This is a genomic window from Tistrella mobilis KA081020-065 (assembly GCF_000264455.2).
GTDB classification, from domain to species: domain Bacteria; phylum Pseudomonadota; class Alphaproteobacteria; order Tistrellales; family Tistrellaceae; genus Tistrella; species Tistrella mobilis.
The window spans coordinates 116,274-135,624 of the sequence record NC_017966.1 but is presented as its reverse complement, the minus strand read 5'-3'; the positions used below and the strand labels follow the sequence as shown (position 1 = coordinate 135,624).

General features: G+C 68.2%; 20 protein-coding genes. 2 read left to right on the top strand and 18 right to left on the bottom strand.

From position 1 onward, the window contains the following. The first annotated feature begins 208 nt into the window (after nt 1-208). Nucleotides 209-1,399: an NAD(P)/FAD-dependent oxidoreductase gene (locus tag TMO_RS21445; protein ID WP_014752889.1), complete on the top strand. Its 1,191-nt coding sequence runs from the start codon at nt 209-211 to the stop codon at nt 1,397-1,399. A 10-nt stretch (nt 1,400-1,409) separates the two neighbouring features. On the opposite strand, the gene TMO_RS29860 is transcribed toward TMO_RS21445, so the two are convergent. From TMO_RS29860 to TMO_RS21430, 3 genes are all read right to left on the bottom strand, one after another. Then, entirely contained in the window at nt 1,410-2,585 is a 1,176-nt protein-coding gene (locus TMO_RS29860; protein WP_014752888.1) for a GGDEF domain-containing protein, read from the bottom strand. 99 nt (nt 2,586-2,684) lie between these two features. Continuing rightward, nucleotides 2,685-3,458, bottom strand: a complete 774-nt coding sequence (locus tag TMO_RS21435) for a sulfite exporter TauE/SafE family protein (protein ID WP_014752887.1) — start codon at nt 3,456-3,458, stop codon at nt 2,685-2,687. A gap of 131 nt (nt 3,459-3,589) precedes the next feature. Continuing rightward, a complete protein-coding gene (locus TMO_RS21430; RefSeq protein WP_081599068.1) occupies nt 3,590-4,819 on the bottom strand; it encodes an NAD(P)/FAD-dependent oxidoreductase in 1,230 nt (409 codons plus the stop codon). A 164-nt stretch (nt 4,820-4,983) separates the two neighbouring features. On the opposite strand from TMO_RS21430, the gene TMO_RS21425 reads away from it, so the two are divergent. Then, nucleotides 4,984-5,649: a TetR/AcrR family transcriptional regulator gene (locus TMO_RS21425; RefSeq protein ID WP_145978352.1), complete on the top strand. Its 666-nt coding sequence runs from the start codon at nt 4,984-4,986 to the stop codon at nt 5,647-5,649. On the opposite strand, the gene dmpG is transcribed toward TMO_RS21425, so the two are convergent. The 15 genes from dmpG to TMO_RS21350 all read right to left on the bottom strand — a co-directional run bounded on the left by dmpG (nt 5,640) and on the right by TMO_RS21350 (nt 19,304). Then, nucleotides 5,640-6,698 (bottom strand): 4-hydroxy-2-oxovalerate aldolase, encoded by a 1,059-nt coding sequence (dmpG, locus tag TMO_RS21420; protein WP_014752884.1) that lies wholly within the window; start codon nt 6,696-6,698, stop codon nt 5,640-5,642. The two genes, TMO_RS21425 and dmpG, sit on opposite strands and share 10 nt — an antisense overlap. 3 nt (nt 6,699-6,701) lie before the next feature. Then, nucleotides 6,702-7,640 carry an acetaldehyde dehydrogenase (acetylating) gene (locus TMO_RS21415; protein ID WP_014752883.1) on the bottom strand — a complete coding sequence of 313 codons (939 nt, stop codon included), beginning with the start codon at nt 7,638-7,640 and terminating at the stop codon, nt 6,702-6,704. Nucleotides 7,641-7,645: 5 nt separating this feature from the next. Then, complete coding sequence (locus TMO_RS21410) at nt 7,646-8,428, bottom strand: 2-keto-4-pentenoate hydratase (protein WP_416069013.1); 783 nt, start codon at nt 8,426-8,428, stop codon at nt 7,646-7,648. Nucleotides 8,429-8,433: 5 nt separating this feature from the next. Next, nucleotides 8,434-9,456, bottom strand: coding sequence for an NAD(P)H-dependent flavin oxidoreductase (locus TMO_RS21405; protein WP_014752881.1), 1,023 nt, complete (start codon nt 9,454-9,456; stop codon nt 8,434-8,436). Nucleotides 9,457-9,485: 29 nt separating this feature from the next. Then, the gene (gene hcaB / locus TMO_RS21400) at nt 9,486-10,298 is read right to left on the bottom strand and encodes a 3-(cis-5,6-dihydroxycyclohexa-1,3-dien-1-yl)propanoate dehydrogenase (RefSeq protein ID WP_014752880.1); all 813 of its coding nucleotides are present in this window, start codon (nt 10,296-10,298) and stop codon (nt 9,486-9,488) included. 33 nt (nt 10,299-10,331) lie between these two features. Then, the gene (locus tag TMO_RS21395; protein WP_014752879.1) at nt 10,332-10,874 is read right to left on the bottom strand and encodes a 3-phenylpropionate/cinnamic acid dioxygenase subunit beta; all 543 of its coding nucleotides are present in this window, start codon (nt 10,872-10,874) and stop codon (nt 10,332-10,334) included. Between the two features lie 11 nt (nt 10,875-10,885). Beyond that, entirely contained in the window at nt 10,886-12,274 is a 1,389-nt protein-coding gene (locus tag TMO_RS21390; protein WP_014752878.1) for an aromatic ring-hydroxylating oxygenase subunit alpha, read from the bottom strand. Between the two features lie 76 nt (nt 12,275-12,350). Continuing rightward, nucleotides 12,351-12,674, bottom strand: a complete 324-nt coding sequence (locus tag TMO_RS21385) for a Rieske (2Fe-2S) protein (RefSeq protein WP_014752877.1) — start codon at nt 12,672-12,674, stop codon at nt 12,351-12,353. 13 nt (nt 12,675-12,687) lie between these two features. Continuing rightward, entirely contained in the window at nt 12,688-13,515 is an 828-nt protein-coding gene (locus TMO_RS21380; protein WP_014752876.1) for a protocatechuate 4,5-dioxygenase subunit beta, read from the bottom strand. Next, nucleotides 13,512-13,826 (bottom strand): hypothetical protein, encoded by a 315-nt coding sequence (locus TMO_RS29855; RefSeq protein WP_145978351.1) that lies wholly within the window; start codon nt 13,824-13,826, stop codon nt 13,512-13,514. Before TMO_RS29855 ends, TMO_RS21380 begins: the two co-directional genes overlap by 4 nt. Nucleotides 13,827-13,851: 25 nt before the next feature. Next, nucleotides 13,852-14,694, bottom strand: coding sequence for an alpha/beta fold hydrolase (locus tag TMO_RS21370; protein ID WP_014752874.1), 843 nt, complete (start codon nt 14,692-14,694; stop codon nt 13,852-13,854). Between the two features lie 79 nt (nt 14,695-14,773). After that, a complete protein-coding gene (locus tag TMO_RS21365; RefSeq protein ID WP_014752873.1) occupies nt 14,774-16,063 on the bottom strand; it encodes a TRAP transporter large permease in 1,290 nt (429 codons plus the stop codon). Then, nucleotides 16,060-16,575 carry a TRAP transporter small permease gene (locus TMO_RS21360; protein WP_014752872.1) on the bottom strand — a complete coding sequence of 172 codons (516 nt, stop codon included), beginning with the start codon at nt 16,573-16,575 and terminating at the stop codon, nt 16,060-16,062. The genes TMO_RS21365 and TMO_RS21360 overlap by 4 nt, the downstream gene beginning before the upstream one ends. A 4-nt stretch (nt 16,576-16,579) precedes the next feature. Further along, nucleotides 16,580-17,629, bottom strand: a complete 1,050-nt coding sequence (locus TMO_RS21355) for a TRAP transporter substrate-binding protein (protein ID WP_014752871.1) — start codon at nt 17,627-17,629, stop codon at nt 16,580-16,582. Between the two features lie 100 nt (nt 17,630-17,729). Then, entirely contained in the window at nt 17,730-19,304 is a 1,575-nt protein-coding gene (locus tag TMO_RS21350) for a class I adenylate-forming enzyme family protein (RefSeq protein ID WP_014752870.1), read from the bottom strand. Nucleotides 19,305-19,351: the final 47 nt, after the last annotated feature.

The window sequence follows — 19,351 nt, the reverse complement described above, 5'->3', positions numbered from 1 at the left end:
GAACCAAGACCGACGCGCCATGCCGATGCCCCGCTCCTCTGCACCGCCTCCGCACCGCCGCCACAGGCAGGCCGGCGTGTGTCTCCGGTTTGTAACCGATGAGCGGTTAAGAAATTCTCATAATGTGGAGGGTTTTCCGCAGGGCGGCTCTTCAGCCGGCGCAGGGCTCATGATAGAGCAAGGCTGAAGCTTTGAGGTGACGTCGGGCATGAAGACGCGATATCGGGATGTGGTGATCATCGGCGCCGGTGCCGCCGGCATGATGTGTGCGGCCGAAGCCGGCCGGCGCGGCCGGCGCGTCCTGGTGGTCGACCACGCGCAGACGCCGGGCGAGAAGATCCGTATCTCGGGCGGTGGGCGCTGCAACTTTACCAATCTGAACACGGCGCCGCGCAACTTCCTGTCGCAAAATCCGCGCTTCTGCATCTCGGCGCTGTCGCGCTATACATCCCAGGATTTCATCGCCCTGGTCCGCCGCCACGGCATCGCCTTCCACGAGAAAATCCTCGGCCAGCTGTTCTGCGACCAGAGCGCACAGCAGATCATCACCATGCTGACCGACGAGATGGCGGCCGGCGGGGTGGAACTCGCGCTCTCGACCGGGGTGGAGACGGTGGAGGCGGCAGCCGATGGCGGTTTCCGGCTGCGGACCGGCAATGAGATGATCCACTGCGCCTCGCTCGTGATCGCTTCGGGCGGGTTGTCGATCCCCAAGATCGGCGCCACCGGCTTCGGCTACGACATCGCCCGGCAGTTCGGGCTGAAGGTGACCGAAACCCGTCCCGCACTGGTGCCGCTGACATTCGGGCCCGAGGATCTGGCCCGGGTCAAGCCGCTTGCCGGGGTGGCGGTGGATGCGCGGGTGTCGTGCGACGGCACCGGCTTCGACGAGGCGCTGCTCTTCACCCATCGCGGCCTCAGCGGCCCGGTCATTCTGCAGATCTCGTCCTTCTGGCGCGACGGGCGCGACATCGTGGTCGACATGGCACCGGGCGTCGACGTCTTCGAGCTACTGCGCCAGGCACGCAGCGACAGCGGCCGTCAGGCGCCGGTGACCGTGCTCTCTCGCCTGCTGCCGCGCCGGCTGGCGCAGCGCATCGCCGAGGATCACGGGGTGGAGACCGCCCGGCTGGCGGATCTGGGCGACAGGCGCCTGAGAACGCTTGCAGATGCGGTCGGCGCCTGGCGGATCCGCCCGGCCGGCACCGAAGGCTATCGCACCGCCGAGGTGACGCTGGGCGGTGTCGATACCCGCGAACTGGACCAGAAAACCATGATGGCCCGCAAACTGCCCGGCCTGCACTTCATCGGCGAGGTGGTCGACGTCACCGGCTGGCTGGGCGGCTACAATTTCCAATGGGCCTGGTCGTCGGGCTGGGCGGCGGGGCAGGCGGTGTAACACCCGCCGGTCAGACCGCCGCCAGTTCCTCCACCCGATTACGCCCGCCACGCTTCGCAGCGTAAAGCGCGCGGTCGGCGCGTTCCAGGGCGGGGGTGAGGTCGGTTTCGGCCGCCGAGGGAAAGGCGAGGCCGATGCTGACGGTGATCGCGAGCCGTTCGCCCGCCACCAGGAAACCGCCGGTTTCGACCTCGTGGCGGAGCCGGTCGGCGAAGTGCCGGGCGGCATCGGGGTCAGCATGGCGCAGCAGGATCACGAATTCCTCGCCACCGATCCGGGCCAGCAGGCTGTCTTCGGCCGGACAGACATCGCGGATCAGATGGGCGAAGGTGGTCAGCACCAGATCCCCGCCGGCATGGCCATGGGCATCGTTGATCCGCTTGAACCGGTCGATATCGGCGATGATCACCGCCAGCGGCCGGCTGCGGGCCAGCCAGCGGCGGGCGCCGTCATGCAGGCCGCGGCGGTTCAACAGCCCGGTCAGCGGGTCGATCCGCGCCTCGCGCGCCAGATCGGCCCGGGCACGTTCCCAGAGCATGCCGGCCATGGCGATGCAGGAAATCACCCCCAGCAGATTGTCGACCACCGAGACGATCACGATCGAGGCAGCCTCCGCCTCCACCCCGGACCCTCCGCCATGCCAGGTGACGAGCGCCGAGGCAATGAAACTGAGGCAATAGAGGCCGAGGCAGACGGACACCACCATGCGCGCCACCGGCCAGCGCCCGGGCAGCGACGGATCGCGGCCGATGCCGCGGGCAAGCACATGGGTGTTGAAGGCGTAGAGCACCGCCAGCAGCAGCGCGGTGGTGGCGGCGACGGAGGCCGGTGGCCGGCCGAGTTCGATGCCGACGAGGTATTGCAGACCGGGCATGCTGCCCGCGACCAGCGCCGGCCCCCACCAGACCGGCCGGATCCTGTCGAAACAGCGGGTGCCCAGCCAGAAGCAGGCGGGCGAGAGGCCGCAGAGCAGGAAGGCCGCCCCGCCCGCCCAGGCGGACGGATAGTCCGTCGTGGACAGCAGCATCATGCCCAGCAGGCCCAGCGTTATAAGGACATACCCCGCTGCCCAGAGCGCCAGTTCCGGCGAGCGGCGGTCCGCCAGCCAGAACAGGCTGAACACGATGGCACCCGAGGCGTTGATGAACATGCTGCTCGCCAACAGGGTGTCGGGATCGAGGGGCATGACGGCCTCGTCGGCGTCGGTTGGCGGGGGAAGTTCACTCTTCCGGCTTATAGCCCGCCGGGAAGGGCGAGGCCAGCGGCTTCCCCTCGTCGCTCGCGATCAGAAAATCTCGCGCGCAAGGGTCACCACGGCGGCGCCGACCAGCACCACCAGCGCCGCGGGGCGGTAGTGGCGGGCATCGGCCCGGCGGAAACCGGCCGCCCCGATCGCGCTGCCGCCGACCACCAGCGGCAGGGCCGCCGCCGACATCACCAGCTCCGGCCAGCCGATCAGCCCGGCGAACCAAGCGCTGGCACAGCCGGTGATTGCGGTGAAGAAGAAGAACACCATCAGCGTCGCACGGATGATCCGCGGGTCGCGCTCTGCCGCCAGCATATAGGCGACCACCGGCGGGCCCGGCATGGCGGCAAGCCCGGTGAACAGCCCGGCGACCAGGCCCACGCCCAGCCGGGTGATGCGGGCGTGCAGCAGCCCGCCCTCGCCCGCGCTTTCGGCCCGGGGCGGGCGCCAGGCGGCCGCCGCCCCCAGCAGAACGATGCAGGCGATCACGATCCGGGTGATGTCCCCCGGCAGCGCCACCAGCGCCCAGGTGCCGAGCGGGGTGGCGATGGCAAGGCCCAGGGTCAGCCAGCCGACCAGCCGCCAGTCCACCGCCCGCCGCTCGCGCACCGCATCGGCACTGCCGATCACCAGCTGGGTGAGCATCACCACCGGCACGATCATCGCCGGCGGCAACACCAGCCCGGCGAGCGGCACGGCGGCAAGCGCGAAGCCGAAACCGGTGAAGCCGCGCAGCAACCCGGCCACGAAGATGGCAAGGCCGGCGCCGGCGAGGTCGGCGGGGGAGAGGCTGAACAGCAGGTCGTCAGCCATGGGGTCGCGAGGCAGGGCGCAGCGAGGCGGAGGAAGCAAGCACGGCGGATCGTCCCGGAAAGTGAGACGGCATCATCCGCCGTGTTGCCCCGCCCGGCAAGCCCTGCCCGCCCTCCAGATCTTCCGGCACCTCAGGCCGCCCGGAACACCGCATCCTTCAGCGGCACCGCCGCATCGGCGGCGCGGGGGCGGTCGATGACCAGGCCGGTGCCGATCAGGCGGCGGGCCATGGCGATGTCGCGGGGGGCGTTGAGGGCGATGACGGCGCAGAGCCGTTCGGCCGGATCCAGCCAGAGCAGGCTGCCACGGCCGGTCTCGGGGCTGCCGCGGCGGATGGGTTGGGCCGCCATGTCGGGCAGGCCCAGGATCTGGAGGTTGAGGTCGTACTGATCCGACCAGAACCAGGGGGTTTCGGCGGGCGGCACGGCCAGGTTCAGGATCGCGCGCGCCGCCGCCTCCGCCTGGAGATTGGCCATCTGCCAGCTTTCCAGCCGGGTGGGGCTGCCGAGGGCGGGGTGCGGGGTGCGGGCGACATCGCCGATGGCGAAGATCGCCGGATCTTCGGTGCGGCCGGCCGGATCGGTCAGGATGCCGTCGGCGGTGGCGAGGCCGGCGGCGCGGGCCAGATCGTCCTCGACCGTCAGGCCCACCGCGACCACGGCCATGTCGGCGGCCAGAACCGCACCCGAGGCGAGCCGCGCGGTGACGCCGCCGGTCCCGGTGGAGGCGAGCGCCACCGGGGCATCGCCGAGGCGCAGATCGACGCCGCGGCGGGTGTGGAGATCGGCCAGGATGGCCGAGACCGCGGGCGGCAGCACCCGGCCGCAGAGCCGGGGGCCCGCCTCGACCAGGGTGACGTCGAGCCCCGATTTGCGGGCACTGGCCGCGAGCTCCAGCCCCAGCCAGCCGCCGCCGATCACGAGCAGGGAGCGGGACCGGGCCATGCGCGCACGGATCCCCTCGGCATCGGCGGCGGTGCGGATCGCGAAGATGTCGCGACCGTCGGGGGCAAGCCCCGGCAGCGCGCGGGCGCGGCCGCCGGTGGCCAGGATCAGGGTTCCGTATGGCAGAACGTCGCCGGCATCGGTGGTGACCGTCTGCGCGGCCCGGTCGATGGCGGTGACGGTGGTGCCGAGGCGCAGCGTGATCGCCTGTTCGGCCGCCACGGTTTCAGGCAGCACGAGCAGCTTCTCGAACGCCGTCTCGCCCAGCAGCAGGCCCTTGGAGAGGGCCGGGCGTTCATAGGGCGGCAGGGGTTCGCGGCCGATCAGGGTGATGGGACCGGTCGCGCCATGGCGCCTGAGGGCCAATGCCGCGGCCCCACCGGCCTGGCCGCCGCCGATGATAACGATCGGGCTCATCTTCATCTGCCTTTCAATTGGGCGTGGGGTGCGCGCGGGCGCCCGCTTTTGTCTCATGGCCCGCTTTTGTCTCATGGACTCAGCAAGACCCTGGGGTATTGTGGCGGCTTGTTGCAGTGCAAGGGGGGCTGCCCCCGTTGCGGAACCACCGGATATCCCGAGACATGGCCGAGACCAGCGAGACCGCCCCACCTGAAAAGCGCCGCCGCGCCCCCACGAAGCGTGTCAAGGACCGGCCTTTGACCGAGGCCGACTGGGTGGAAGCCGCGATCGACATCCTGGTCGACGAGAATGTCCGCGGCATCCAGCTGCACAAACTCTGCGACCGGCTGGGCGTCACCAAGGGCAGCTTCTACTGGCACTTCAAGAAGCGCAGCGACCTGCTGGCCGCCATGCTGAACACCTGGCGCAGCCGGATGACGCTGAACGTCATCCGCAGCGTCACCAGGGCCGGGCCGGGCGGTATGGAACGGCTCCGCCACCTGCTCGCCCTGCCCCGCCGCCCGAAATCCCAGGCCTTCGCCGCGATCGAAACCAGCATCCGCGACTGGGCGCGGCGGGTGGAAATGCCGCGCAAGGCGATCTGGGAGGTGGACCAGATCCGCATGAGCTTTTTCGAGCAGATCTTTCGCGATCACGGCTTCGACGAGGCCGAGGCGCGCAAGCGGTCCTATATCGCCTATTGCGCCATGATGGGCGACAGCGTGCTGCACAAGACGCTGGGCGACCAGGTGGCGGAGCAGGATTATATCGACAAGGTCATGGAGCTGCTGACGGCCCCCGCGGTGACGACACCGGACGGCGCCACCAGTAGTCCACCTCAGCCCTGAGGCGCCTCGCGCGCCAGATCCAGCGCCACGTCGACGATCATGTCTTCCTGGCCGCCGACCATGCGGCGCCGGCCAAGCTCGGTCAGGATGCGGCGGACATCCACGCCATAGGTGGCGGAGGCCGTCTCGGCGTGGCGCAGGAAGCTGGAATAGACCCCGGCATAGCCGAGGCTCAGCGTCTCGCGGTCCACCCGGACCGGCCGGTCCTGAAGCGGTCGGACCAGATCGTCGGCGGCATCCATCAGCGCATAAAGATCGCAGCCATGCGCCCAGCCATAGCGGTCGGCGGTGGCGATGAACACCTCCAGCGGCGCATTGCCGGCCCCCGCCCCCTGCCCCGCCAGCGAGGCGTCGACCCGGATCGCCCCGCATTCGACCGCAACCACCGAATTGGCGACGCCGAGCGACAGGTTGTGATGGGCGTGGATGCCGATCTGGGTTTCGGGTGCCAGCACGTCGCGGAAGGCGCGCACCCGGTCGGCGACGCCGGCCATGGTGAGGGCGCCGCCCGAATCGACCACATAGACGCAATGGGCGCCGTAGTCTTCCATCAGCTTCGCCTGGGCCGCCAGCTTCTCGGGCGGGTTCATATGGCTCATCATCAGGAAGCCCGAGACGTCCATGCCCAGCTTGCGGGCATGGGCGATGTGCTGCTTCGCGATATCGGCCTCGGTGCAATGGGTCGCGACCCGGACCGAGCGCACGCCGGCGGCAAAGGCCCGCTCCAGATCATGAATGGTGCCGATGCCGGGCAGCAGCAGGGTGGTGAGCTTCGCGCGGGTGATCACCGAAGCCGCAGCCTCGATCCAGTCCAGATCGGTGGTGCGGCCGAAGCCGTAATTGAAGGACGAGCCGGCGAGCCCGTCGCCATGGGCGATCTCGATCGCATCGACGCCGGCCCGGTCGAGGGCGGCGGCGATGGCCGTCACCTGATCCAGCGTGTACTGATGGCGGATGGCATGCATGCCGTCGCGGAGCGTGACGTCCTGGACGTAGAGGCGCAGGGCCGGGGTGGTCGCGTTGGTGTCGGACGTAGTGGTATCGGTCATGGGTCAGGCTGCCTTCTCGCGCCGCAGGTCGACCAGGCGTTCGGCGGTCTTCAGCGCCGCCGAGGTCATGATGTCGAGATTGCCGGCATAGGCCGGCAGGTAATGGCCGGCGCCCTCGACCTCCAGGAAGACGCTGACCTTGAGGCCGGTGGCCGCTTCGGCAACGCCGGGGATGCGGAGCGGGGCGTTGTCGCCGATCACCTCGAACTGCACCGCCTGCTTCAGCCGGTAGCCGGGGACATAGGCCTGAACCTCGGCCACCATCTTCTCGATGGCGATGCGGACCGCCTCGCGGTCCTGGGTCTGCGCCAGGCAATAGACCGTGTCGCGCATGATCAGCGGCGGCTCAGCCGGGTTCAGCACGATGATCGCCTTGCCGGCACCGGCGCCGCCGACCTCGCGGATGGCACGCGAGGTGGTCTCGGTGAATTCGTCGATATTGGCGCGGGTGCCGGGGCCGGCCGAGCGCGAGGAAATCGAGGCCACGATCTCGGCATAGGTCACCGGTGCAACGCTCGCCACCGCCGCCACGATCGGGATGGTGGCCTGGCCGCCGCAGGTGACCATGTTGACATTGGGGGCGTCGCGCATGGCATCCAGATTGACCGGCGGCACCACATAGGGGCCGATGGCGGCTGGGGTGAGGTCGATCACCTGCTTGCCGTCGGCCTGAAGCAACCGGTCGTGCCGGGCATGGGCGCCGGCCGAGGTGGCGTCGAACACGATGCCGATCTCAGGATAGACCGGCAGGGCCTGCAGCCCCTCGACGCCGTCATGGGTGGTGGCGACGCCCAGCCGTGCGGCCCGCTTCAGCCCGTCGCTCTCGGGATCGATGCCGACCATGGCCGCCATCTCCAGCGTCTTCGACATGCGCATGATCTTGATCATCAGATCGGTGCCGATATTGCCCGAGCCGATGATGGCGCATTTGACCTTGGTCATGGGTGTCAGTCTCCGAACACGAAGGAAAGCGGCGCGAAGCCCTGGATCTCGACGGTGCAAACGTCGCCCGAGGCCACCGGCACCATGGGGCCCAGGGCGCCCGAGAGCACGATGTCGCCCGCCTCCAGCGGCCGGCCGAGTTCCGCCATGCGCCGGGCCAGCCAGAGCGTGGCGTTCAGCGGATGGCCGAGACAGGCGGCGCCGACACCGATCGAGGCCGGGCGGCCGTTCAGGGTCAGCACCATGCCGCCCAGGCGCAGATCGACATCGCCGATCCGGCGGGGTTCGGTGCCGAGCGCGAAGCCCCCGCCCGAGGCATTGTCGGCGACGGTGTCGGCGAGGCGGATGTTCCAGGCGGCAATGGCGCTGTCGACGATTTCGACCGCGGCATAGGCGCAATCGATCGCCCCGGTCAGCCGGGTGAGCGAGATCTGCGGATCATCGATCCGCCGGCCGATCACGAAGGCGATTTCGGCCTCGACCTTGGGCTGCATGAAACGGCGGAGCGGCACGACATCGCCTTCGCCGAAGGCGTAATCGGCCCAGAGCGTGCCGAAATCGGGCTCGCCCACGCCCAGCTGCTCCTGCACGGCCTTCGACGTCAGGCCGATCTTGGCGCCGACCGGGCGGCGGCCGGCCTCGATCCAGCGGGCGGTGTTCAGCGCCTGGACGGCATAGGCGCTCTCGACATCGGTGATGCCGTGGGTCTCGCGCACCGGCGGGATCTGGGTCAGGCTCTCGCGGGCGGCGAAAATCGCCGCGGCCGCCGCCTGGATGTCGGGGGTGATCTCGGTCATTCTGCGGCTTCCGCTGCGGCCTGCCAGCCATTGCGGCGGGCGAAGGCGGTATGGGTGGTGCGTTCGGCCCGGAAGGCCGCCAGATATTCGGCGACCAGCCGCTCGGCCAGTTCGCGCACGGGGGTGACCCGGTCGGTGGCGCCGACGCCCTGGCCGGCGCTCCAGACATATTTCCAGGCCTTCACGCCCGAATGCATGTCGCCCGAGAAATCGATCTTCGCCTCGGCCTTCATGGCGTCGAGCGGGATGCCGGCCTTTTCGATCGAGACCCGCATCCAGTTGCCGAGCGCGCCGGTGATGGCGCGCGACGCCACCAGATCCTCCATCCGGCTGTCGACCACCATGGCGCGGTAGTCGTCGGAGACCAGGCTTTCGGGGGTGGCGATGAAGCGGGTGCCCATATAGGCGAAATCGGCGCCGAGCAGTTCCACGGCGCGAACGCTGCGGCCATGGCTGATCGCGCCGCCGACCACGATCGGCCCGTCGAAGAAGCTGCGGACCTCGTCGATGAAGGCGAGCATGGCATATTCGCCGGTATGGCCGCCGGCACCGGAACAGACCAGCACCAGCCCGTCGGCGCCCTTGTCGACCGCCTTGCGGGCGAAGCCTGCGGAATTCACGTCGGCGAAGACCAGCCCGCCATAGCCGTGCACGGCATCGGTCACCCGATGCGGGCCGCCGAGCGCGGTGATCACGATGCCGGGGCGGAACTCCTGCACCAGCGCGATCTCGTCGTCGAAACGGCCATAGCTCTGATGGGTGATCATGTTGAAGGCCCAGGGCGCCGGCCGCTCGCCGGCGGCACGCGCGGCATCCAGCCGGGTGGCGATGTCGGTGAACCAGGCCCGCAGATCTTCGATCGTCCGGCCATTGGGCCCGGGCAGCGAGCCCATCAGCCCGGCCCGGCAGGCCTCCACCACCAGATCGGGGCCCGAGACCAGGAACATCGGCGCCACGATCACCGGCAGGCGCAGCTGGTCTTTCAGCGATGCAACCTGGCTTGCCACGTCATTGGTCATTGTTTATCTCCGGTTGCAGATGGCGCGGGTCAGCCGCGCTTGCGCCGGCCGCCGCCGCGCACCTCCAGCCCGCCATCGGAGGGCAGGATCACCGCGGTCATGAAGCGCGAGGCGCTGCGGCTGGCGAGCAGGACATAGGCATCGGCATGGTCTTCGGGCTCGGACAGGAAGCCCAGCGGCACGGTTTTGGCCACCATGCGGTCGAAGCCCTCGATCGCATCCAGACGGGTGGCCTCCGCCCCGGCCGAGGCGAGACCGCCAAGTCCGGTACGGGTGCCGCCGGGGGCGACGGCATTGACCCGGATCTCGGGCGCCAGCTCGAAGGCGAGCTGGCGCACCGTGCCGACCAGGGCATGTTTCGAGGTGACGTAGAGCACCCCGCCGCCGCCGGCATAGAAGGACGAGGAGGACAGCGTGAAGACGATCGACCCGCGCATGGCCCGAAGCGGTTCCAGCGCCGCCCGCGCGGCGAGCAGATAGCCTTTGACGTTGACGGCGATCAGCTCGTCGAAACGCGCGGCGATCTCGGGGCCGGTCTGGTCTTCGAACGGCACCGAGAAGTCGTAGACGCCGGCATTGGGCACCAGCACGTCCAGCCTGCCGAAGCGCTCGACGACGGTGGTCACCGCGCGGAGATTGTCGTCCCAGGACCGGACATCGCCGATCACCGGGGCCACCCGGTCGCCATGCGCCGCCACCAGATCATCGGCATCGGCCGCAGAACGCACGAGTACGCCGACTTGCGCACCCTCGGCCACGAAACGGTCGACGACCGCCCGGCCGATGCCCTTGCCGCCGCCGGTGACCAGCGCCGCCTCGCCTTCCAGGGCCCTGCCCGTCATCACGCCGTCCTCCCAAAGGTTGGATGAGTTTTGTCAGAAGAAGGTGTTGAGGTTCTTGGACAACAGGATGTTCTGCACGATCAGGATCCGCCGTTCGGCGATGGTGATCCGCCCGTCCCCGACCTTCAGCAGGTCTTCGCGGCGGCCATGGATGATGTCCTGGTCCTTTTCGTTGCGATTGCGCACGTTCTCGAAGCACGAGAACGCCCGCACCAGACCGGGGGTGCCGGTCTCGATCGCCTCGATGTTGGTGACGATGTGCAGATGCCGCGTCGCCGGGTTGTCGGCCCAGGCCGAGGGCTGTTCATAGCGGGCGACGCGGACCCTGAGCATGGCGAAATCATCGTCGAAATAGGACATCTCGCCATCGGTCCAGGGCCCGCGCTGATCGCCGCGTTTGCGGGTCTCCATGGCCGGCATCCAGTAGCGGATGCCGGGGTCGAGCAGGGTCAGCCAGTCGGCATAGGCCTCGCGGTCGAGCAGCCGCGCCTCGCGGTAATAGAAGCGCTCGATGCGGCGGAGCAGCTCGTCGGCGACGGGGATTTCGTCGAGCATGGGAACGGTTTGCACGGTCATCCTCGCCTCCCTCACTCGGCTGCCCGGGTCATCGGTTTGGCCGGCGGCGCGGTCTCGGCGCGCTGCAGATCGCCCCAGCTGTCGAAGCGCATGAACTCGGCCCAGCGCCTGTAGAACTGGCGCTGATTGGCGTCGTTGAGCGAGCCGCGATGGATATGGCCGGGCAGGCTTGACTCGGCCCAGCCGCTGTCCTGGCCCAGGCCGTAATGCAGCTTCTGATGCCGGGTCACCCAGCCCTGATTGGCCTTGGTGCAGTATTCCCAGTTCTCGCCATCGTCCATTTCGAACACGCCACCCGGCGAGAAGGTGATCATGGTGCCCTTGCGGTAAAGCTCTTTGATCCGCTCGGGCATATTCCTGTTCACCAGCGTCCAGGTGTAGAGGTCGATCCGGTCCGGCCCCTTGGGATGCCAGACGCGGAAAGTCGCCTGGCCGGGGAGGAAGGAGAAATTGGGGAAAACGGTACAGGACGACACCGCGCCGACCATCCGCGCCCTGACCTCGCCCAGCCGCGCCTTTACCGCCTCGTAGCGGCCCAGCACGTAATCGTTCAGCTCGGGGAAACCCAGCGTGCGGGTGTTGCCGACCTTGTCGAGATTGGTTTCGATGCCATGGCCGTAGACGCTGGCCTGGAAGGCGCGTTCGTCATAGCGCGAGCCCAGATCGACGGCCCCGCCCAGAATCGCCTCGGCACCCGACTGATGGGTCCAGAAGGCATGCAGGATATCGCCGACGAAGTTCTCGGCCGGGAACTTCCAATTGCACTCGACGGTGGACTTCACGCAGCCGCCGATGAATTCGGTGCCACCCTCGTCATTGTCGAGCATGACGTCGAGATACCAGGTGAACGGCCCGAAATATTCTTCGAGCGACGGCGCCTCGGGATCGAAGGTGCCGAAGACCAGCCCCTGGTAGCTCGCGACCTGAGCGACCGGGGTCAGGCCGATCTCGGATTTCTGAAAGCCAGGATCCTTGTCATAGACCTTGCCGTCGGTACCGTTCAACCGGCCGTCGATGCCGAAGGACCAGCCGTGATAATTGCAGATGAAGCCGCGGGCCTTCTTGCCGCTGTCCACCATGCACACCCGGTTGCCGCGATGCGGGCAGGAATTCAGATAGGCGCCGATGCGGCCATTGCGCTGGCGGACGACGATGACGTCGTCCTCGCCCATATAGGTGCGCACGAAATCGCCGGGATTGGGGATCTGGCTTTCATGGGCCAGGAACAGCCAGGCCCGGCCGAAGATCTGCCGCAGCTCGGCTTCATAGATCGCGCGGTCGATGAAGACCCGGCGATCGACCTGGGCGCGGCTGTCGTCGACCAGATCGGCGAAATCGGGATAGCTGCCGGCCTTGGGGTAGACCGGCTGCATGTCGGGGCGCGCCTTGGCGTCGCACATGACTTGTTCCTCCGAAGGGCGGACCGAATGGGAGAGCTTGTGTTTTTTGTGGCGCAGGCGCGCGTATCGGGACCGGTCAGCCGAGGCTGGCGAAAACCGCGCCGTCGCGCAGTTCGGCCGCATAGGCGCGGAGCTTTCCGCAGCCCGCCGGAGCGTTGTGGACGCTGCCATCGGCCAGGTCGAATTCGGCGAAATGGACAGGGCAGACCACCCGGCCATCCTCTACCCAGCCCTTGGACAGCGATTCCTCGGCATGCGGGCAGGTGTCGTCGAAGACATGGACCACGCCGTCGACCAGGGTGGCGGCCAGCGGTTTGCGGCCGTCGATCTCGATCTTCAGCACCTCGCCTTCGGCAAGATCGGCCGCATCGCAAAGACGGATCAGGGTGGTATCGGTCATGGGGTGCGTCTCCTCAGGCGGCGGCGAGTTCGGCGAAGCCGAGGCCGGTGATCCAGCCGGGGACTGGCAGATAATCGATCACCCGGGCCTGGCTGGCGCCCACCGCGCCCATGGCGCAGATGAAGGTGCGGATTTCCATGGCGCCATTGCCGCCCTGTTCCAGGATCGTGGCGTCATCCAGCGCAATCAGCGCCTCGGCATCGCCGCGGGCGACGCAATCCAGCACCATCCGGTCGAAATCGGGGTTGATGCGGCCCATCTCGGCGGTACCGACCCAGTGCGAGATGCCACCCGAGCCGATCACCACCACCCGCTCGTCGCCGTCATGGCTTTCGATCGCCCGGCCGATCTGGCGGCCCAGATCGAAGGCGCGGCGCTTGTGGATATAGGGGTCGACGCCGCAGGCCAGCATCACCGGCACGGTCTTCACGCCCTCATTGGGCGCCACCAGCAGCTGGTGCGGGATGGCGATCGAATGGTCGACCTGCATCGACCGCCCCACCGTCCAGTCGAAGCCCTCGGCGAAGCCCTGTTCCGCGATGTGGCGGGCGAGGCCGCTATGGTTCTCGATCGGGCCGCGCTTCAGCCCGGGCAGCTGGTCGATTGGGCCGTCGACCTCGCCGGTCGCGATGACGTATTGCGGCAGGCAATCCGTGCCGAACAGGATGTAGTGGTCGCAGCCGATGACGATGGCGGTGGTGGCCTGAAGCTCGCCGATCCGGCGGGCGATCGCGGCATAGGCGCCATAGACCGCGGCCGCCTCGGCCTCGCTCGCAGCCTTGGGGGCGGCATACATCACGGGGTCGTGGGGGACGACGAAACCGCCGACGATCCGGCTCATGACGGGGCTCCTTCGGTCGGGGTGGCGCTGTTCCGGTTCTGCACGGCGCGGCCCTGCATGGCGCGCCCCTGCATCGCGCGAATGTAGTCGGGGTTGCGCCGGCCGGCCTGGAGCCAGAAGCCCCAGGTCAGCATGGTGTTGACGCCCAGATCGGCCAGCGCGCGAACGTCGTAGTCGCGCACCAGCGCCTTTTCCCCGGCGCTCAACCGATAGCGGGCGAGGTATTTGTCGGCATCGGCGGCAAAGGCCTCGCGGTTCTGCCGGCTGGTCGACAGGTCGTAGAGCAGCTTTTCGAGCACGTCGCGGCTCATGGGCATGGCCCTCCTTCACGCCGGATCAGTCGCGGGCCATGAATTCGGTGACGAGATCCAGGAAACGGGCCTCGCGCTCGATCTGCACCCAGTGGCCGCACTGGCCGAAGGAATGCAGCTCCGAATTCGGCACCGAGCGGTGCATGTCGAGCGCGCGTTCGAACGGCACCACCCGGTCTTCGCGGCCATGCAGAATCAGGGCACGGTGCGGCAGGGTCGCCAGCGCCTTGAGTGGAATGCCGCGCACGGTGGGCCGCTCGTCACCGGCCGGCGCCGGCATCAGCTTGCGGAAGGCTTCGAGCGCACCCGGCTGGGTGGCGGCCTCGAACCGGCGCTGGATCAGCTCGTCGGTGATGATGCTGTCGTCATGGGGGAAGAAGCTGACCGCGTGGCGCATGCCCTCGATCGTGCCGTCGAACTCCAGCTGGGCGCGCAGGCCGTCGGTCATCGGGAATTCACCGCAGGGGGTGCCGAGCAGCACCAGCCGGTCGATGCGGGTCGGATGCGACAGCGCGGTGGCAAGGCCCAGCGCGCCGCCGAAGGAATTGCCGACCACGCCGACCTTCTCCAGGCCCAGCGCGTCCAGGATGCCGATGAAATGCGCGACCCAGAGCTTGATGTCATAGCGCGCATCGGGCTTGAGTTCGGTCATCCCGAAGCCGGCGATATCGGGGGCGACGACATGGAAATTGCGGGCCAGTTCCGGGATCACCTTCGACCAGTTGGCCGCGGCCGAAACCCCGGCGCCCGAGCCGTGGAGCAGCACCACCGGGCGGCCCTGGCCAGCCTCGTGCAGATTGGTGCGATGATCATGGGCCTGGATGGTGCGGGTGACGACCTGAATGGCGGCGGGAGCCTGGGCGTTCATGTCAGGGATTCCTTTCAGTACCTGAAGGTATGGATAAGGCAGAGTCCCGTGCCTGTGGGCATGGGAGAAGACGGGTCGGCTAGCGCATCAGCTGCGGCAGGGCCAGCGACAGCCAGGGCACGAACAGGATGAGGGCGAGACGGACGACATCGGCGGTGATGAAGGGCATGACCCCGCGGAACACCGAGGCCAGCCGGACATCGGGCAATACCGCGCGCAGCACGAAGACGTTGAGGCCGATCGGCGGGGTGATCAGGCTGATTTCGGTCACGACGACCACCACGATGCCGAACCAGATCAGGTCGTAGCCGAGGCTCGCGACCAGGGGATAGAACACCGGCACGGTCAACAGCATCATCGACATGCTTTCCAGCACGCAGCCCAGCACCAGATAGACGCCGATGATCGCCAGGATCACCACCAGCGGCGGCACATCCATGGCCCCGATCCAGGCGACCAGCGCCTGGGGAACGCTTGCGACATTGATCAGATTGGCGAAGAGGAAGGCGCCGATCAGGATCGCGATCAGGGCAACGGTGGTGTGGGCGGCATCGGTCAGCGCATCGCGGACCATCGCCAGGCTGGCCCGGCCGCGGGCGGCGGTGATCAGCAGGGCGCCGACCGCGCCGATGCCGGCGCTTTCGGTGGGCGAGAAGAACCCGCCATAGATGCCGCCCATCACGATGACGAACAGCAGCCCCGTGGCCCAGACATCGCGCAGCGCCTTCAGCCGATCGCGCAGCGGCATCCGCTCCGCCGCAGGCCCGGCCTTGCGGTCGAGGGTGGTGACGGCGACGACCGCCGCCGCATAGAGCAGGATGCCGACCACACCCGGCAGAAGCCCGGCGATGAACAGCTGGCCGATATCGGTCTCGGTGAGGATGCCGTAGAAGACCAGCGCGATCGAGGGCGGGATCAGGATGCCGAGCGTGCCGCCGGCCGCGATCGAGCCCGAGGCCAGCGCATCGCTGTAGCCGTATTTCTTCATCGGCGGATAGGCGACCCGCGACATGGTGGCCGCGGTGGCGAGGCTGGAACCGCAGACCGCCCCGAAGCCGCCGCAGGCGACGACGGTGGCGACCGCGAGCCCGCCGCGGCGATGGCCGACCAGGGCATGGCAGGCCCGGTAGAGTTCCTCGGCGATGCCCGAGCGGCTGATGAAGGCGCCCATCAGGATGAACAGCGGGATGACCGCGAATTCATAGGTGAGCACCGTTTCGGTCGCGATGATGCCGATCTGCGACAGCGCCGGGCCGATGCCCTGATAGACCGCGAGCCCGCCGATGCCGACCAGGCCGGTGGCGGCCGCAATCGGCGTGCGCAGCAGCAGCAGCGCGAACAGGATCAGGAAGGCGATGGTGACGATCATCCGACCTGCTCCGCTTTGCCGGCCCCGGGTGCGAGGCTACGGCCGGTGACGGTCAGCCAGCCGCGGGCGAGATGGCCGGCAAAGGCCAGCCAGGCCAGCACCGCCAGCGCATAGAGCGGCACATGCTTCGCAACCGGCAGGAAGAGGAAGGTTTCGCCATAGGCCATGGAGGTGCCGGCCTGGCGGGTGATCCAGGCGGCGACCAGCCCCCAGAACAGCGCCTCCACCAGCCAGACCAGAGCGCCCCGAACCGCATCGAACCGCGGCCAGCGCCGATAGCGATCCTCCAGCAGGTCGATCGCGATATGGCCGCGATGCAGCTGGGTGGCGTAGAGCCCGGCATAGGTGGCAAGGCCCAGCAGCACGCCGATCATCTCGTAGGCGAAGCCCAGCGGCTCGTTGAACAGCACCCGGCCGGCGACGTCGACGAAGGTGACCAGGGCCATGAGCATCAGCGTGGCCATGGCGATCCGGTCGGTCAGGCCGCGCACCATGCGGATCAGGGCGGTCATGGCCTCAATTGCCCCCGCTGCGGGCCAGTTCGGCGCGGTAGAAGTTGAGCGCGCCGCCGCCGTCGATGCCGAGCTTCGCGGCCTGTTCCAGCCACGCCACCTCGGCCGGCTGGAAGGCGGCCTTCAACTCGGCGAGGAAGGCCGGGCTGGCATCGCGATAGGCATCGCCCAGCTCGGCCTTGATGGCCTCACGCGCGATCAGATCATGCTTATGCCAGAGGGCGCCCATCTTTTCCGACAGCGTCTCACCCGACAGCTTCAGGATGGCGGCACGGTCGGCTTCCGAGATCTTCTCCCACTTCGCCTTGTTGACGATCACGAAGGCGGCGTTGGAATAAAGCCCGCCGGGGATGCGGGTGACATGCTTCACATACTGTTCGACCTTGAAACCGGTCACCAGCTCGTCGGAAATCGCCGTGCCGTCGATGATGCCGCGGGAAAGCATCTCGCGCAGTTCACCCAGCGAGCCCGAAACCGGCACCGCGCCCACATCCTTCAGCACCCGGCCGACGGTGGGGGTGGGCACGCGAATCTTCTGCGCCTTGAGGTCGGCCAGGCTTTCGACCCCGGTCTCCCGCATATGGATGTTGCCCCCCGAGGTGACGTGCATCGCCAGCGTCACGACATCGCCCTGCATGCCGGTCGGGGCGAAGAAATTCTCCCAGAGCCGCCAGAAAGCGACCGAGCTTTTGCCGGCATCCTCGGTGATGAAGGGCAGTTCCACCATTTCGGTCAGCGGGAACACGCCGGGTGTGTAGCCGTGGGGGCCCCAGGCAAGATCGGCGACCCCGTCGACCACCGCCTGATAATTGCGGTTCGGCGGCGCGATCGGCTTGGCCGAGGGCTCCACCTTCACCCGGCCTTCGGTGGCCGCCTCGATTTCGGCGAACCAGGGATACAGACCCTCGGTCTGCGACCAATGGCCGGTCGGGAACCACTGGTTGTAGCGCAGCACCACCGGCTCGGCCATGGCCGCCGCGGTCATCGCGATCACGGCGCCGGCGGTAGCGAGACCAAGTCTGAGGCCGGCGCGTTTGAGACCTTGCATCTTCATGGACAGTCCCCCCTGTTGCTGATGCCCACAGTACTCTTTGGTATGTTGAGGGCAGAAAGCGGCGCACCACATGGGGTGCGCCATGGCCGATCGTCGGCGGTCAGGCCGCAGCTTCGGCCGCTTCCGCCGCCTGGCGGCGGAGCGCGATGCGGTCCAGCTTGCGGGCCGGGGTCAGCGGCAGATCTTCGATCAGGCGGATCTCGGCCGGGACCTTGTAGGCGACCAGCCGTGCCTTGCAATGGGCCATGAGGTCGGCCACACCGGTCTCGGTATAGGGATCGACCACCACGAAGGCGATGATCCGTTCACCCGACCGCGCATCGGGCAGGCTGACCACGCCGACGCCCCGCACATCCGGATGCTGGTGGATGACCTCTTCCACCTCGCGCGGGAAGACGTTGAAGCCCTTGACCAGGATCACGTCTTTCTTGCGGTCGGTGATGGTCAGGAAGCCCTCGGCATCGACGAAACCGATATCGCCGGTCAGAACCCAGCCGTCGCGGATGGTGGCCGCGGTCTCATCGGGGCGATTGCGGTACTCGGTCAGCGCGTGCGGCCCGCGCACGCAAACCTCGCCCGCCTCACCCATCGGTAGTTCCCGCGACCAGTCGTTCAGATCGGCGATGCGGATGTCGACATCCGGCACCGGCTTGCCGACCGAGCCCGCCTTGCGGCCGAAACTGTCGGTATTGACCGCGATCGGCGCGATCTCGGTCATGCCATAGCCTTCGGCGATATCGACCCCGGTCCGGTCTTTCCAGCGCTTCAGCACCTCCACCGGGAAGGGCGCGCCGCCGCCGCCGCAGACCACAAGCGAGGAGAGGTCGGCGGTCTCGAAATCCTGCGCCGCCATCAGCCCCTGGTAGATCGCCGGCGGCCCGCCGCCGAAGACCGTCACGCGGTGACGCGCGATCAGATCGACGACATGATCGGGCTGGAAGCGATCGGGGATGATCAGGGTCGCCGCGGCATGGACGGGATTGCCAACCCCGAACAGCCAGCCATAGATGTGGAACATCGGCGCGACCGGCAGCCAGACCTCGCCCCGGGCGCGGGTCGGCCAGCCCCAGTCGATGCGCAGGATCGCATCCATCATCGCCCGATGGCTGTGGACGATCGCCTTGGAAATGCCGGTGGTGCCGCCGGTGAACATCAGCGCGGCCGGCGCCTCGGGCGAGGCCTGGCGAGGCACCCAGACCGCCGGCCCGCGGGCGACCAGGGCCTCGGGGGTGAAATCGCCCTCGCCCAGCACCAGCACCTGATGGCCGAACCGCGGCATCAGCGCGCGGGCGGCCTCGGCCGTCTCGGGCACCGTCAGCACCAGCGCCGGCTCGGCATCGGCGAACAGCGGCTCCAGCGCCGGCGCGGGGTAGAGCGGGTTCAGCAGCACCGGCGTGGCGTCGGCATACAAGACCGCAAAGTATGCGATGTGATACTCGATCCCGTTGGGGATCAGCAGCACCACGCTACGGCCACCAAAACCCGCTTCCTCGATCCAGCCTGCGAGTTCCGCCACCGCGCGGCCCTCGGCCGCATAATCCAGGCTGCGCCCGCGGTGGATGAGTGCCGTTATTTCAGCATGTTGGGTGACGGCGTGGTCGAAGGCCGCCAGCACGGACCCGAAGGCCGGCCGGGGCTCGCCACGGCCGTGAACGACCGGAGCCTGCGACGTCATTTCGTCCTCCCTGCGTCGCTGTTCGTTGCACAAGGAAGTACCGTGGC

Bases quoted from the DNA above. Each gene is read 5' to 3' on its own strand.
- TMO_RS21445 (WP_014752889.1), top strand. From the start codon at position 209: ATGAAGACGCGATATCGGGATGTGGTGATCATCGGCGCCGGTGCCGCC.
- TMO_RS29860 (WP_014752888.1), bottom strand. From the start codon at position 2,585: ATGCCCCTCGATCCCGACACCCTGTTGGCGAGCAGCATGTTCATCAAC.
- TMO_RS21435 (WP_014752887.1), bottom strand. From the start codon at position 3,458: ATGGCTGACGACCTGCTGTTCAGCCTCTCCCCCGCCGACCTCGCCGGC.
- TMO_RS21430 (WP_081599068.1), bottom strand. From the start codon at position 4,819: ATGAGCCCGATCGTTATCATCGGCGGCGGCCAGGCCGGTGGGGCCGCG.
- TMO_RS21425 (WP_145978352.1), top strand. From the start codon at position 4,984: ATGGCCGAGACCAGCGAGACCGCCCCACCTGAAAAGCGCCGCCGCGCC.
- dmpG (WP_014752884.1), bottom strand. From the start codon at position 6,698: ATGACCGATACCACTACGTCCGACACCAACGCGACCACCCCGGCCCTG.
- TMO_RS21415 (WP_014752883.1), bottom strand. From the start codon at position 7,640: ATGACCAAGGTCAAATGCGCCATCATCGGCTCGGGCAATATCGGCACC.
- TMO_RS21405 (WP_014752881.1), bottom strand. From the start codon at position 9,456: ATGACCAATGACGTGGCAAGCCAGGTTGCATCGCTGAAAGACCAGCTG.
- hcaB (WP_014752880.1), bottom strand. From the start codon at position 10,298: ATGACGGGCAGGGCCCTGGAAGGCGAGGCGGCGCTGGTCACCGGCGGC.
- TMO_RS21395 (WP_014752879.1), bottom strand. From the start codon at position 10,874: ATGACCGTGCAAACCGTTCCCATGCTCGACGAAATCCCCGTCGCCGAC.
- TMO_RS21390 (WP_014752878.1), bottom strand. From the start codon at position 12,274: ATGTGCGACGCCAAGGCGCGCCCCGACATGCAGCCGGTCTACCCCAAG.
- TMO_RS21385 (WP_014752877.1), bottom strand. From the start codon at position 12,674: ATGACCGATACCACCCTGATCCGTCTTTGCGATGCGGCCGATCTTGCC.
- TMO_RS21380 (WP_014752876.1), bottom strand. From the start codon at position 13,515: ATGAGCCGGATCGTCGGCGGTTTCGTCGTCCCCCACGACCCCGTGATG.
- TMO_RS29855 (WP_145978351.1), bottom strand. From the start codon at position 13,826: ATGAGCCGCGACGTGCTCGAAAAGCTGCTCTACGACCTGTCGACCAGC.
- TMO_RS21370 (WP_014752874.1), bottom strand. From the start codon at position 14,694: ATGAACGCCCAGGCTCCCGCCGCCATTCAGGTCGTCACCCGCACCATC.
- TMO_RS21365 (WP_014752873.1), bottom strand. From the start codon at position 16,063: ATGATCGTCACCATCGCCTTCCTGATCCTGTTCGCGCTGCTGCTGCTG.
- TMO_RS21360 (WP_014752872.1), bottom strand. From the start codon at position 16,575: ATGACCGCCCTGATCCGCATGGTGCGCGGCCTGACCGACCGGATCGCC.
- TMO_RS21355 (WP_014752871.1), bottom strand. From the start codon at position 17,629: ATGAAGATGCAAGGTCTCAAACGCGCCGGCCTCAGACTTGGTCTCGCT.
- TMO_RS21350 (WP_014752870.1), bottom strand. From the start codon at position 19,304: ATGACGTCGCAGGCTCCGGTCGTTCACGGCCGTGGCGAGCCCCGGCCG.